The 12,103-nt window shown below is 64.2% G+C and carries 15 protein-coding genes; 4 read left to right on the top strand and 11 right to left on the bottom strand.

Annotated elements, in window-relative coordinates; all coding sequences use genetic code 11:
- The gene (locus ON44_RS12865) at positions 1 to 852 is read right to left on the bottom strand and encodes an alpha/beta fold hydrolase (protein WP_040689548.1); all 852 of its coding nucleotides are present in this window, start codon (positions 850 to 852) and stop codon (positions 1 to 3) included.
- A 176-nt stretch (positions 853 to 1,028) separates the two neighbouring features.
- Between ON44_RS12865 and ON44_RS12860 the strand changes: the two genes are divergently transcribed.
- Entirely contained in the window at positions 1,029 to 1,427 is a 399-nt protein-coding gene (locus ON44_RS12860) for a hypothetical protein (RefSeq protein WP_040689545.1), read from the top strand.
- Positions 1,428 to 1,824: 397 nt separating this feature from the next.
- Here the strand turns inward: ON44_RS12860 and ON44_RS12855 are convergent, their stop codons facing one another.
- The 3 genes from ON44_RS12855 to ON44_RS12840 form a co-directional block, all read right to left on the bottom strand.
- On the bottom strand, positions 1,825 to 2,076 hold the full coding sequence (locus ON44_RS12855) for a hypothetical protein (protein WP_040689544.1): 252 nt from the start codon (positions 2,074 to 2,076) through the stop codon (positions 1,825 to 1,827).
- A 3-nt stretch (positions 2,077 to 2,079) separates the two neighbouring features.
- A complete protein-coding gene (locus ON44_RS12850; protein ID WP_040689543.1) occupies positions 2,080 to 2,388 on the bottom strand; it encodes a hypothetical protein in 309 nt (102 codons plus the stop codon).
- Between the two features lie 193 nt (positions 2,389 to 2,581).
- On the bottom strand, positions 2,582 to 3,013 hold the full coding sequence (locus ON44_RS12840) for a hypothetical protein (protein WP_040689539.1): 432 nt from the start codon (positions 3,011 to 3,013) through the stop codon (positions 2,582 to 2,584).
- Positions 3,014 to 3,196: 183 nt separating this feature from the next.
- Between ON44_RS12840 and ON44_RS12835 the strand changes: the two genes are divergently transcribed.
- Positions 3,197 to 4,354, top strand: a complete 1,158-nt coding sequence (locus ON44_RS12835) for a helix-turn-helix domain-containing protein (RefSeq protein WP_040689537.1) — start codon at positions 3,197 to 3,199, stop codon at positions 4,352 to 4,354.
- A 148-nt stretch (positions 4,355 to 4,502) separates the two neighbouring features.
- On the opposite strand, the gene cutA is transcribed toward ON44_RS12835, so the two are convergent.
- On the bottom strand, positions 4,503 to 4,835 hold the full coding sequence (cutA, locus tag ON44_RS12830; RefSeq protein ID WP_157187128.1) for a divalent-cation tolerance protein CutA: 333 nt from the start codon (positions 4,833 to 4,835) through the stop codon (positions 4,503 to 4,505).
- Between the two features lie 176 nt (positions 4,836 to 5,011).
- Between cutA and ON44_RS12825 the strand changes: the two genes are divergently transcribed.
- A complete protein-coding gene (locus ON44_RS12825; RefSeq protein WP_040689536.1) occupies positions 5,012 to 5,956 on the top strand; it encodes a pyridoxamine 5'-phosphate oxidase family protein in 945 nt (314 codons plus the stop codon).
- Between the two features lie 63 nt (positions 5,957 to 6,019).
- Here ON44_RS12825 and ON44_RS12820 read toward each other — a convergent pair whose 3' ends face one another.
- The 6 genes from ON44_RS12820 to ON44_RS12795 all read right to left on the bottom strand — a co-directional run bounded on the left by ON44_RS12820 (position 6,020) and on the right by ON44_RS12795 (position 11,289).
- Positions 6,020 to 7,237: a cytochrome P450 family protein gene (locus ON44_RS12820; RefSeq protein WP_040689535.1), complete on the bottom strand. Its 1,218-nt coding sequence runs from the start codon at positions 7,235 to 7,237 to the stop codon at positions 6,020 to 6,022.
- 13 nt (positions 7,238 to 7,250) lie between these two features.
- The gene (locus ON44_RS12815; RefSeq protein ID WP_245567126.1) at positions 7,251 to 8,324 is read right to left on the bottom strand and encodes a cytochrome P450 family protein; all 1,074 of its coding nucleotides are present in this window, start codon (positions 8,322 to 8,324) and stop codon (positions 7,251 to 7,253) included.
- Between the two features lie 179 nt (positions 8,325 to 8,503).
- The gene (locus ON44_RS12810) at positions 8,504 to 9,109 is read right to left on the bottom strand and encodes a GTP-binding protein (RefSeq protein ID WP_040689533.1); all 606 of its coding nucleotides are present in this window, start codon (positions 9,107 to 9,109) and stop codon (positions 8,504 to 8,506) included.
- Positions 9,084 to 9,434 carry a DUF742 domain-containing protein gene (locus ON44_RS12805; RefSeq protein ID WP_040689530.1) on the bottom strand — a complete coding sequence of 117 codons (351 nt, stop codon included), beginning with the start codon at positions 9,432 to 9,434 and terminating at the stop codon, positions 9,084 to 9,086. Before ON44_RS12805 ends, ON44_RS12810 begins: the two co-directional genes overlap by 26 nt.
- A complete protein-coding gene (locus ON44_RS12800; protein WP_040689529.1) occupies positions 9,431 to 9,859 on the bottom strand; it encodes a roadblock/LC7 domain-containing protein in 429 nt (142 codons plus the stop codon). The genes ON44_RS12805 and ON44_RS12800 overlap by 4 nt, the downstream gene beginning before the upstream one ends.
- Positions 9,859 to 11,289 (bottom strand): ATP-binding protein, encoded by a 1,431-nt coding sequence (locus tag ON44_RS12795; protein WP_040689526.1) that lies wholly within the window; start codon positions 11,287 to 11,289, stop codon positions 9,859 to 9,861. The genes ON44_RS12800 and ON44_RS12795 overlap by 1 nt, the downstream gene beginning before the upstream one ends.
- 355 nt (positions 11,290 to 11,644) lie before the next feature.
- On the opposite strand from ON44_RS12795, the gene ON44_RS12790 reads away from it, so the two are divergent.
- Positions 11,645 to 12,076, top strand: a complete 432-nt coding sequence (locus ON44_RS12790) for a type II toxin-antitoxin system Rv0910 family toxin (protein WP_040689525.1) — start codon at positions 11,645 to 11,647, stop codon at positions 12,074 to 12,076.
- The last annotated feature ends 27 nt before the right edge of the window (positions 12,077 to 12,103 follow it).

Here is a 12,103-nt window from a genome sequence, read left to right as displayed (position 1 = left end):
TCAGCGGCGCAGGAATTCCAAGGTGGCGCGTTCGAAGGCCGCCTTGGCCTCGATCATGACCCAGTGCCCGCTGTTCGGGAACACATGCAGTTCCGCATTGGGAATCTGCCGCATCGGGACAAGCGCCATATCCGGCGGGCTGACCCGGTCATCCAGACCCCAGGTGAGCAGGGTCGGGCACTGTACCTTGTGCAGCATCGACCAATAGGGCGGCGTCTTCGAATTCGCCAGGAACTTCTGCTGCATGTCCCAGGCGGCCGAGCCGTACATCATAGCGGCGGTCTTCTGGGTATCCGGATGCTGCGCGGCCGTCCAGCGTTCCTCGATGATCTCATCGGTGATCACCGCGGGGTCGTAGACCATGGCCCGCAACCAGCGCAGCAACTTGTCCCGATCGGGTTTGTCGGCGAATTCCTGCAGCAGCCGAATCCCTTCGCTCGGACTCGAGCTGAAAATATTCGGACCGATCCCGCCGATGGTGACCAGCTTGGTCACCCGCTGCGGATGCTGGATCGCCAGATTCGCCGCGACGACACCGCCCATCGAATTGCCGACCATGGCCGCGGATTCGATGCCGAGCCCGTCCATGAATCGCAACACCGCCGCGCCCGCGGTCAGCACGGGATGTCCGTCCACCGGGTCACTCACGCCGAACCCGGGAAACTCGAGGATGTAGCAGTGGAAGTGCTCGGCGAAGACCGCGAGATTCCCGCGATAGTTACGCCACCCGTTCACACCGATGCCGGAGCCGTGCAGCAGCAAAAGCGGCGGCCCGTCGCCCGCCTCGTGATAGCGCAGCACGCCCTGATCGGTGGTGAGCTCCCGTTTCGTGCCTTCGTATGTCACGTCCATACCCGACACGTTAGAACACGTTCTAGCTCGGATCGTGCACGACCGCTGATATCGACCCCGCAAACGAACCGTCGAGTACATAATGGCGAAACGCTGGGCGATTCGGGGTGTAGCGCTCGGACGACTATCTATGATCTCCGCTTGGCAACTCGGCACCGCACGATGAGGACCGAATCATGAGCTATCGAACGATCACGACCGCGACCGTGCTCGGCACCGCGATCGCCGCACTGGCCTGCACCGCGCCGACGGCGAATGCCACGGTGACCCGAGTGGGTGTGATGCCGGATTCGAACTACGGCCTGGCGACCAACTACGGCACCGACTGCCCGGCCACCGCCAAGGCCTATGTCAGCAACGCCGTCGAACCGGTCTCCTTCTACGACAACGGCGTCCTGTTCGGAGTGGTCCGACCGCTGGGCGGTGTCGCCCTGCTGACCTGGATCCCGAAGACCACGGGCCCACATACGCTCAGCGCCGTCCAGGCTCCGGACGTTACGCCCATCGGAACAGTGGACGTCCGGGTCGGCACCGGTGTACACGTCGGCTTCGCCTGCGTCGTCTTCGGCAGCTGAACACCGCGGGCGTTTCTACATGCCCATGCGTTCCAACGCCCAGTCGACTGCCGCCTCCTGATCACCAGCTGGGATGGCGCGCGTGTAGTGCACGGGTGGTGTGATCCACTGCCAGCGTCGCCATCCGCGCAGGGGGCGTACGGTCCAGCCCCCGAACTGTCAGCGCACCGGGTATCCGGTTCCCGGGCTCGGGGCCAGGATGCCGGAAGCCCTGCCTTGCATACGGTTTCGACTACCGTCGCCGTCGAGGCGTAGGCGTCGGTACCGACGGTGAGCAGAGTTCGTAGCCCACGTGCTCGTACGTTGCCGTTCCGATCCGATGATTTCGAGCAGCAAGAGACGGTTTGCCTTGGATTGCATGGGTTTCCCTTCGCTCGCGCTCCTGTGTCCTGCCCCGTCACGACGCCTCGGTATCGATGACGCTGGTCGGCGTGATCGTGATTGCGTCGGCTTGGTCGAAGGCAGTGTCCGAGTCTGATATCCATCCGTCCTCGTCAACCGGCCTCAGCAGGCCGTCCGCACCCTGAAATATCGGACGGCTGTCAACGGGGGCGCGGTCGAGTTTCTGACGAGTTTCCTTGTGGAATGCAGCGAGCAGCGCCCGCACTGATGGTGCGATATCCGTTCGTGTGGAACGCAATTCGGGCATCTGCTATCCCCCGATCCCCGGTGAAGGGAGCTCGGCCATGTTGAGCAAGGCTGTCCAGTAGTCCTCGCGCAACGCGTCCCACAGATCCTCGTGCCGGGGAAGGAGTTCGCGGGCGTCGACGAGATCGGGGTACGGGTCGAACAGGATCGTTCCGGGCTGAGCGTCGGGCAGCTTGGTGAGCGATGGGAGGCGGTATGCGGTGAACGCTTCGCCGGTGAGCTGTACGTGCAGTATGCGGGCAGCGCGGTCGACCAGCTGCCAGACGGCGACCTTGCCCGGTATCTCAGTGGTACGCAATGGATTTCGCTTCACTGAGCTCCCTCGATCCGGTTCGTCGTTTCCGGTGGCAGGGGATGCGACACCCCGCCACCAGACCTATCGGTAGCCGTCCACTCGTATGCGTGGAGGGCTTCGAGGTAGCGCTCCATCACGTCGATCGGCACATCGCAGCCGACCGAGCGTCGCGGCCCGATAAATGCGGAACGTTTCGGCAGTTCTGCGGGGGTCATCGCACCGCCCGCGCATCGGGGACGGCATACTCTGCATCAACCAGCGTCCAGAACGCCTCGTCCTTGACTGTGCACAGATCGGTGCCGCATTCGCAATGCCGTCGCATTTCGGTGTGCGCCTGCTCAGGCGTGTACAGCTCGGACGGGGCGCGGTGGGGTGGTTCGAGTTCCCAAGAGTCCGTGCGCAGCGCTCTTTCCTCGGCGACGCGATCGAGGATGTCGGCGACTGGAATTGCGCCGTCAGGGTAAGCGTCGGGGACTGCGACTCTCCAGACCACCACGGCGAGTAGGCATATGGCGGCAATGGTGATGATCAGGGCAGTGGTTGCTGCGGGCATAGCGTGATACCCCTCGGTGCGCTGTTCTGGTTGGAGGACGCCCAACGCCGGGGACTTCTCGCTGTCGATGTCGGGGAAGAAATCCGGCATACGCTTCGGGGGCTACGAGTCGTCAAGCCCGGCGCTGTGCGTCGAATCAACATTCGCACCATGCAGACCGCCGAACTACCAATGAACTACTAACAATGCCAATGAACTACCAATGGTGTTGACAGACAGAGGCCGCTACCCTTGTGGACGCAAGGGGGCGAATTCTGATCGAGGGAAACCATCGTGGCTATTGGTGAGCGCGTCCGGATCGAGCGGATGAAGAAGGGCAAGACCCAGCAGCAACTCGCGAAGATGATGGATTACAGCGTCGGCCGCGTTCGCCAGGTCGAGCAAGGTAAGCCAGCTTCACCGGGGTTCCTCGCGGCTGCGGCAAGGGCGCTCGAGATCGCGCAGGAAGACCTCACTGGGGCGCCGTACCGGGATACTCTCGAAGAAGAGGGAGCTCTGGAGGGCATCACCGAACTGCGGGCCATACTGTGCGAAGGCGAGTATGTCCGCGGCGAGGAACCGCTTCCAGTTCTGGACATGCAAGCGGTCATGGACGCGATCAACGACGACGACCGAAACGGCAAGAGCAGGCGCGCACTGGCGCGACTGCCGAAACTGATCAGGCAGTTGTACGGAGCGCTCCGCGAGAATCCTGAACCTGCCGTATATGCGCTGCTATGCAGCGCATATAACGTGGCCGATCGAGTGTGCAGGCGCTTCGGGTTCATGTCGTTGACGATCCCCGCGATCGACCGATATGACTGGGCCGCCGCACGTACGGACGATCCGCTCTCTGTTGCACTGGGAAAGGTCATGCGCACCCGGTTGCTCGTTTACCAGGACAGCACCGATCTTGCTCTGATGCTGGTCGATAAGGCGCTCGAGGAAGTCATCGGCGACGGCGAAGATGCGATGTCGGTGCGAGGCGCAGCACATCTAGCGGGTGCTGTCGCTGCGGCGCGTGGACTGCGGTTGGAAACCGCGCGCGACCACATCGCAGAAGCCCGATTGATCGGTGCCCGGCTGGGTTTCGAATCCCGTGCCTACGAAACCCTATTCGGCCCGGCCAACACGGAGATCCATTCGGTTGGTGTCGAGTTGGAGGCGGGAGACCCAGGCAAGGCGGCACGCGAGGGATCCGCGCTCGTACTTCCGCCATCGATTGTGCAGACCCGAGCTGGGCATCTGTGGCAAGACATCGGACGCGCGTGGATCTTGTCGGGTCAACCAGACCAGGCATTGAAGGCGCTCAACACAGCACGGCGCATTGCTCCGCAACAGACGAAACTGCACCCCGGCGTTCGCGAGACGTTCGACGCCGTCGTTGCAGCGGAACGCCGGAGGAATGGCGGCACGGCTGAGTTCGGTCGTTGGCTCGGCGTGGCCAAGTGAGCGTGCTCCGGTATCAGAGGCGCGGGCCGCGGTTCGCGGTGCGGTGCGAGATAACTAACCGCCTGTAGTCAGTCGGCTTCGGTAAGGCCCTGCGCAACTCGCGGTGAAGGTTGCTTCCGTCCGGCCTCTTGTGCGTGTGCGAGAGTGCCTATACCGACACAGCTGTAGCGCGCTCGACCCACTCCGCGTAGCTGTCGGTGCACCATTCGATTGGTGTGGCGGAAACCTCCGGGTTGTCCCAAGGGTGAATTTCTGAGAGGCGGGCCGCCAGTCGGTCTCGGGCACGGATCGAAGTGCGTAGCGTCACCCGCCACTCCGGCCCCTCGCCGAGCTCACCGAGATGCCAGAACACCGACGTCGCCGGACCGGTGATTTCGGCACCGGCAGCGAGCTTCTCAGCGACGATGGTTCGCGCGATCGAGCGCGCGTCGGCTTCGGTTGGCGCCGTCGAGGTCACGATCCATACTCTCCCGGTAGTCACGCGGTTCAGACTAGGCGGTTGCTGGTGCTGTGCCATCCTTGCGCGGTGGGGATTGTCATTCGGGTGTCCAGCGGTCAGGCACCAACCTCCGCCGAGGCCAACCGGCCCGACTTGAATCGCCGCCAATTGCGTACAAGCCGACCTGAGGTCCCGATAAAGGGACTAACCTGCGGCACATGGCAGTTACCTGGCCGGACGAAATCGATGATGTCTTGCGCGGTGATCTCACCGTCGGATTGGCCTATATCACTCCGGCCGGTGGGGCGGTGGTGACGGCGGTATCGCCGATCGGGATGGCGGACCGGGAGGTGGGGACGGTCGGGTTCACGACCTCACTCGGCTTCGGACGCAAGCTGGAGCGGATCAAACGGGAGCCGAAGGTCGCGCTCGCATATCACGCGCGTGAGCACGGTCTCGGCGACCAGAACAATCAGAGGTTCGTACTGGTACAGGGCATCGCCACCTTCGACGCCAAGCCCGACCCCGACACCCTCGACCGCGTCGGCGAGCAGGCGACGCCCTATCTCGGCGCACCACGGCGCGGCCGCTTCTGGGATCGCTGGCTCAGTGCCTATTACACCGATCGGGTGCTGGTGACGGTCGCGGTCACCCGGATCATCGCCTGGCCGAATCTGGATGCGACCGGCGAACCGGAGGTATTCGGTGCACCGCTGCCCGCCACCGCGGATTCCCAGAAGCCACCCGCCAAAGGCACCGGCCCCCGAGTGGACAGCGCCAAGGCCGCCGCGCGCGCCACGAAACTGCCGCACTGTCTGCTCGCCTACCGCCAGTCCGACGGCTATCCGGCCGTGGTCCCCGCGCAAGTCATCGGATCGAGCGAGGCGGGCGTAAACCTCACTGTCCCAGCGGAAATCGCCCAGGGCGGCCGCCGCGCGGGCCTGCTCGCCCACACCTACCGCCCACAGCTCGTCGGCCTCGAGTGCCGCCAGCACACCGGCTGGATCGAAATCGACGGCACCGATGCGACCTACGCACCCCACACCGAGTCGGGCTTCCTCGCGCCGCCGAACAAGACATTGCTGTTGCTGGCCAACGGATTGATGGCGCGCCGCGGACTGGCCCAAGCCCGAAAACAGGGCCGCATCGACGCCTTGAGCTGACCCAGGAAAGGCACGAACCCCCTCCCGATCGAAATCGGAAGGGGGCCCGGCTTTTCAGGTGGACTACTCCAGGGTAACCGGCAGCCTGGCATGCCCATTCGAGATGAAACTGACCACCGTCCCCAACTCGGACGGATCCGCCGCCAACCGCACATTCGGAAAGCGCGCGAAGATCGCGGGCAACGACACCAGCGCCTCGAGCCGAGCCAACGGCGCCCCTAGGCAATGGTGCACACCGTACCCGAAAGCCAAGTGGTCCTTACTGTCTCGGGCCACATCGAATTGATCGGCGGTGTCACCGTGAACCTTCGGATCACGGTTGGCGGCCGCGTACGAGGCGAGAATCGGCTCGCCCTTGGCGATATGCACCCCGTCGATCTCGATATCGTCGACCGCGAACCGCAGCGGCAGATGCGCGACCGGCGCCTCGAACCGCAACGCCTCCTCGACCAGATCGGCCCAGGTCGCCCGCTCCGCGACCAGTGCGGCGCGCTGCTCCGGATTCGTCAGCAGCGCAAAGATCGCCTGGTCGAGCAGATTGACCGTGGTCTCGTGCCCGGCGCTGATGACAAGCAGCAGCGTATCGATCAATTCCTGCTCGGTCAGCTGAGACCCGTCGTCCTCATCGCGGTGCGAAATCAGCAGACTGGTCATATCGTCGCCGGGATGGTCGCGCCGATACGCCACCAATTCACCGAGGATCCGATACATCTCCATGTAGTTCGCCTGCGACTCCTCCGGACCGAGCGAGGTGTCGAAAATACCGTCGACGCATTTGCGCAAGCCCGGGTTGAGTTCCTCGGGCACACCCATCAATTCGGAGATGACCTGAATCGGCAGCGGATACGCGAAACCCTCACGCAGATCGACCGATTCGCCCGCGGGGGTCTTCGCGAGTTCGGCGAGCAGTTCTTCGGTGATCCGCTCGATCTGCCCGCGCATCGCCTCGGTGCGCCGATGGGTGAATGCGGGCGCGACCAGCTTGCGCAGCCGCTTGTGGTCCGCACCGTAGGCGGTGAACATATTGTTCACCGCGACCCACAGGAAAAGCGGCCAGTCCTGCGGAATCTCGCCATTGATGAACGCGGGCCAGTGCTGGCTCGCATCCTTGGACACCCGCGCGTCGACGAGCAACTTCTTGAGCAGCCCGGCATCGGTTACCGACCAGGCCCGCACACCGCCGGGCAGTTCCACCAGCGCCACCGGCCCGCGCTCGCGCAGGCGTGCGGACTCGCCCTGGATATCGGCTCCCGTCAGATCCAGGGTAATGGGTTGTTGCACTACGGAAATCTCCTTAAAGCATGGCTAACGGAGGGGATTTGGGGAAGGCGACGGGCAGGGATACCAGCGCCCGATGGAACGGACCCGGCCGCCAGGCGAGTTGTTCGGGCTCTGTCCCCAAACGCATTTCGGGAAGGGCGTCGAGCAGTTGGTCGATGGCGTCCTGGACGATGAGATAAGCGACCGACCGCGCCGGGCAGGCGTGTGGGCCCACGCTCCACGCCAGATGCGAACGGTTGGGCCCGAATTCGTTGACCCCGACGGCGGGGTCGTTATTGCATCCGGACATGCTGATGACGACCGGTTGATGTGCCGGCAGCCAAACGCCGTCGATCAGGATCGGTTGTTTCGGATACGAGACGCAATAGTTGGCCATCGGCGGATCGGTGAACAGCACTTCGTCGAGTGCGTCACGAGTCGAAAGACTTCCGCCGTGCACGTTGCCCGCGAACCGGTCGTCGGTCATCATCAGCAGCAGCGTATTGGTGATCAGATTCTGCTGCGGTTCGATGCCCGCACCGTAGACGGTGACGAGCTGGTGGATCATCTCCTCGTCCGAGAGCACGGCCGGATGCGCGATCAGCCGCGAGGTGATGTCGTCGCCAGGGACGCTGCGCTTCAGCGTGACGAGCTCGAACAGCGCGTCGGTGAGCATCGCATTGCCCTTGTCGGCGTTCACACCTTCGAAGATGGCCGCCATCCCGGTGGCGACCTGCTGGCCGATCTCCGCCGGGCAGCCGAGCATCTCGTTCAACACCTGGAAGGTGAGCGGAAATGCGTACTGGCTGATCAGATCGGCCGCACCGTCACCGCAGAAGGCATTGATCAGTGGAATGGCGGCATCTTCGACGACGGCGTGCAGTGCGTGCAGATCGACCTCGGCCAGGCTTGCCGCATTTGCCTGTCGATAGCGCAAATGCTCGTTTCCCGCACTGCGCAAGGCGTTCGGCCGCCATTCCAGCATCGGCAGGACCGGGCATTCACCGGGAATCTTTTTCTGCCAGGTGCGGGGGTCCGCTGGAAAGTGGTCGGGATCGTTGAGGATTCGTACGGCGGTGTGATAGCCGATCACCAAAGTGGCAGGCACACCGGGCGATAGGTCCACCGGTACCAGAGATCCGAACTGGCGGCGCATGTCACGGTACGCGCGGTGCGGATCTGCTGCGAATTCCTCGGAATAGAGCGGTACGCGCGGGCCGTCGGTATCGATCGGCGACCCAAACGCGATAGGGCCGGGCTTTGTTGAATCAGTGTGCAATGCGTCGGTTACTTCCGGGACTCCTGACGATGGAATAGGAACTCGACGAGCGTGATCAGCGACCGCAGACAAGTGCTGCGCTGCCGCGCGTCGAGCGAGGTCAACGGAGTGTCCGGAGCGAGATCCAGTGCGTCCCGGATCTCTTCGAGCGGATAACGCTTGGCGCCTTCGAACTGGTTGACCGCGACCGAATACTGCACCCCGCGCTCCTCGAGCACGGACAGCACCTCGTCGGCCTTCTCGATGCGCCGGGTGTCCACCAGGACCAGGGCGCCGAGCGCGCCGCGCGCCAACTCCTCCCACAGTGGGACGAAGCGCCGCTGTCCCGGCGTCCCGAAAAGGTAGAGCGCGAGTGTGGGATTCAGCGTGATACGGCCGAAATCCATCGCCACGGTCGTCTGCGATTTGCCGGGTAGCCCGGCCATATCGTCGACGCCGACACTGGCCTCGGTGATCGTCTCCTCCGTGCGCAGCGGCCGGATCTCCGAAACGCTGTTCACGAATGTCGTTTTGCCGACACCGAAATTGCCTGCCACCAAGAGCTTTACCGACCGGGTCACGGTCTCCGGCACATAGTCGACAGTGCGCTCAGGCCGGGAGAGCGCGGAGCCCATTGAGTACCTCCTCGAGCAGGGTGATCTCCGGCATGACTTCAGCCGGGGTCGGAGTGGCCAGATGTTCACTGTCCAGCAGATCGGCGACGACGATCTTCACCACGGACGGTGGCAGGTCGAGATAGGCGGCGATCTCGGCAATGGACAGCGCACTGCGACGGCTGCACAGGTTCAGCACCTGGCGCGCATCGGGTGTCGCACCAGGTGCCGGATCTTTGGCGGCGACGACCAGGGTGACCAGGTCCAAATCACGACTGGGACGGATTCGCCCCCCGGTGCGCACATAGGCCCGGACCAAGTCGGGGTCTCGCCGGGACCTCGTCATGACGTCAAGCCGCCCTCAACCCTTCCGCGCGGCTGGGCGCCTAACTCGTGCCCGACCCGCCCGGCGAGTTCGTTCATTCGATGCGCGACCAGACCGATATCGGTCTCGGGCGTCGTCGAAACACCGAGCAGCGCACCCTCACCCGCCGCGGTGATGAGGATCATGCCCTGGTCGTATTCGGTCATGTTCTGGCGCACACCATTGTCGAGACCACCACAGAATTCGCCGAGCGCCTTACCTAGTGAGCGCAGCCCCGAGGCCGCCGCGGCGAAACGCTCGGCATCATCCTTAATGACACCGTCGGAGTGCGCGATCCGCAGCCCGTCGTCGGACAGCAGCACTGCGAACCGGACGCCGGGAACATTGCTGAGATCCTCGAGTAGCCAACCCAGCCTATTGCTGCTGTCGGTCACCGGTGTGCTCATCAGGATGACATCCCTTCGCTGTTATCGGAGGCAGCAGCCTCACGGCCGCTCTTGGAACCCATCTGCCAGGCGGAGGCGATTTCGGGACGAGCCTGTCCCGCTTCCGATTCGGTGCCGGTCTGCGCCGGTACCGAAGACACCGCCCGACGGCGTCGCTTGGGTAGGCCGCCACTGGTGATCTCGTGCACAGCGAACTCCTCGTTCTCGGCGGGTTGTTCGCCCACCCCGGCCAAGACCGGAACCGGGGATAATTCGAAGGGCTTATCCTCGGCGGCAGCGGTCGGCACGGGTTCCGGGGCCGGGGTGACGGCGGGAACGGCCGGCTCGGCATTTGCCACAGCGGTGACGAGCAGCGCCTCGGGGATGTAGACCATCGCCCGCATACCGCCGTAGACGTTCGGGCCATCGATGTAGACGGTGAACCCATAGCGCCGGGCCAGCGCCGCGATGCCCGGAAAACCGACGCGCGGGGACGGGCCGAGCTGGTGGATGTCGATCGGGCGCTCGTTGGCGAGCACCTGCCTGGCCTCCTCCATCTGCTCGGCGTTCATCCGTACACCGGCGTCGTCGATGATGACGGTGACGCCGTGGTGGCCCTCCTGGAAGGTCACATCCACATAAGACGTCGGCGGGGAGTAGCGCAGCGCGTTGTCGAGCAGCGTGGCCAGGGTGTGCACGAGCGGTTCCACCGCACGGCTGATGACGACGCGGTCGAGCTGGTTGGCCCGCACCCGCAGGTAGTCACGGACGCGCCCGATCGCGCCGCCGACCACATCGGTGAGCGACTGCGCGGGCCAGCGCCGACCTGGCAGACCACCACAGACGATCACATACGACTGGGCCTGCCGCAGCATCTGCTGCACGGTGTGGTCGATGCGGGTGAGGGTGGCGTAGACCTCGTCGTCGCGGTGCTCGCGCAGCGCGGAGCTCACCACCTGACTGACATCCGCGCCGAGGCTGACCACGGAGGTGCCGAAGGAACGCACCGCCGCACTGGTCGCGGCCCGCGAAGCGGATTCGATCTCGGCGCGAGTGCCCTCCTCGGTCGCCTTGATAGCCTGCTGTGCCTTTTCCTCGGCTTCACGCACGGCCTGCTCGTGCGCCTCCGACTGCACCATGCGCAGGTCGTCGGCGTACCGCTCGGAAATCCATTGCAGGCACTGGGTGAACCGGGAGGTCTCCTGCCCCGTCGGCACCTCGATGGCCGAAACCGGTGCCTCGAAGCGGCGCACCGCCTCGGTCATCGCCGGCAGTGTCTGCCCGGCGAAGTGCTCGAGGGTTTCCTCCTGCGCCCGATTCGCTCTATTGAGGGCGTCGGCGCGGATCTTCTGTTGTTTCGCGTATTGCGCTACATACAACGCCGCCGCCACGGCAATAATGAGAGCGGGGGCGAGGATCCATGAAAGCACCACGGCGATATCTTGATTCATCAGCTCTCTCGTCGTTGCGACAGCCGGTGTCACTGCGCGTTGTCTTGCCTTCCTCGCGACGCCGACCAGGATCAACATTCGTCGAATGCGGCCACATCGACACCGGCACCAACCCCAGAGTGCCCGCACGGCAAGCGATTCGAAGAATCACCGACCGCGCGGATCGAGCCGATCAGTAGCTCGGCACCCGACGACCCGCCCACAGTAGCAGCATCGCGGGGAAGTCTCTCTCGATCCGAGGACCACATTCCGATTCCTCGAACCGCCAGCGCCCCCATTGCATTTCGGGTACCGCCCGATCGGTACGACCGAATGCCACAAATAGCGAACCGCGGGTACCGGATACTATGCGCGAATGGCAAAGCTGAAGGTGTCCGTCGACGTGCCGATTCCCCCGCAGGAGGCCTGGTCGCATACCTCCAACCTCACCGAACTCGACAAATGGCTCCTCATGCACGAGGCGTGGCGCAACGAGGTGCCCGCCGAACTGACCGTCGGCACCCAACTGGTCGGTGTCGCATCGGTCAAGGGACTGCGCAACCGAGTCACCTGGACGGTCAAGGCCGCTGAACCGCCGCGGCGGCTCGCCTTGAGCGGCACGGGCAAGGGCGGTACCAAATTCAAGCTCGAACTGCTCGTCGCCGCGAAGGGTGCGGGCTCGGAGGTCACCGTCGATATCGATCTGGGCGGCGCGCCCCTGTTCGGTCCGATCGGTTCCGGTGTCGCGCGGGCGCTGAAGGGCGATATCGAGCGCTCGTTGGAGCGTTTCGTCGCGCTCTACAGCTGAGAAGAGTCCGAACGTGCCACATGCCAA

The sequence above is a fragment of the Nocardia vinacea NBRC 16497 genome (assembly GCF_000308835.1).
Lineage (GTDB): Bacteria > Actinomycetota > Actinomycetes > Mycobacteriales > Mycobacteriaceae > Nocardia > Nocardia vinacea.
The sequence above is the reverse complement of the archived record's forward strand: the minus strand, read 5'-3'. Positions and strand labels throughout refer to the sequence as shown.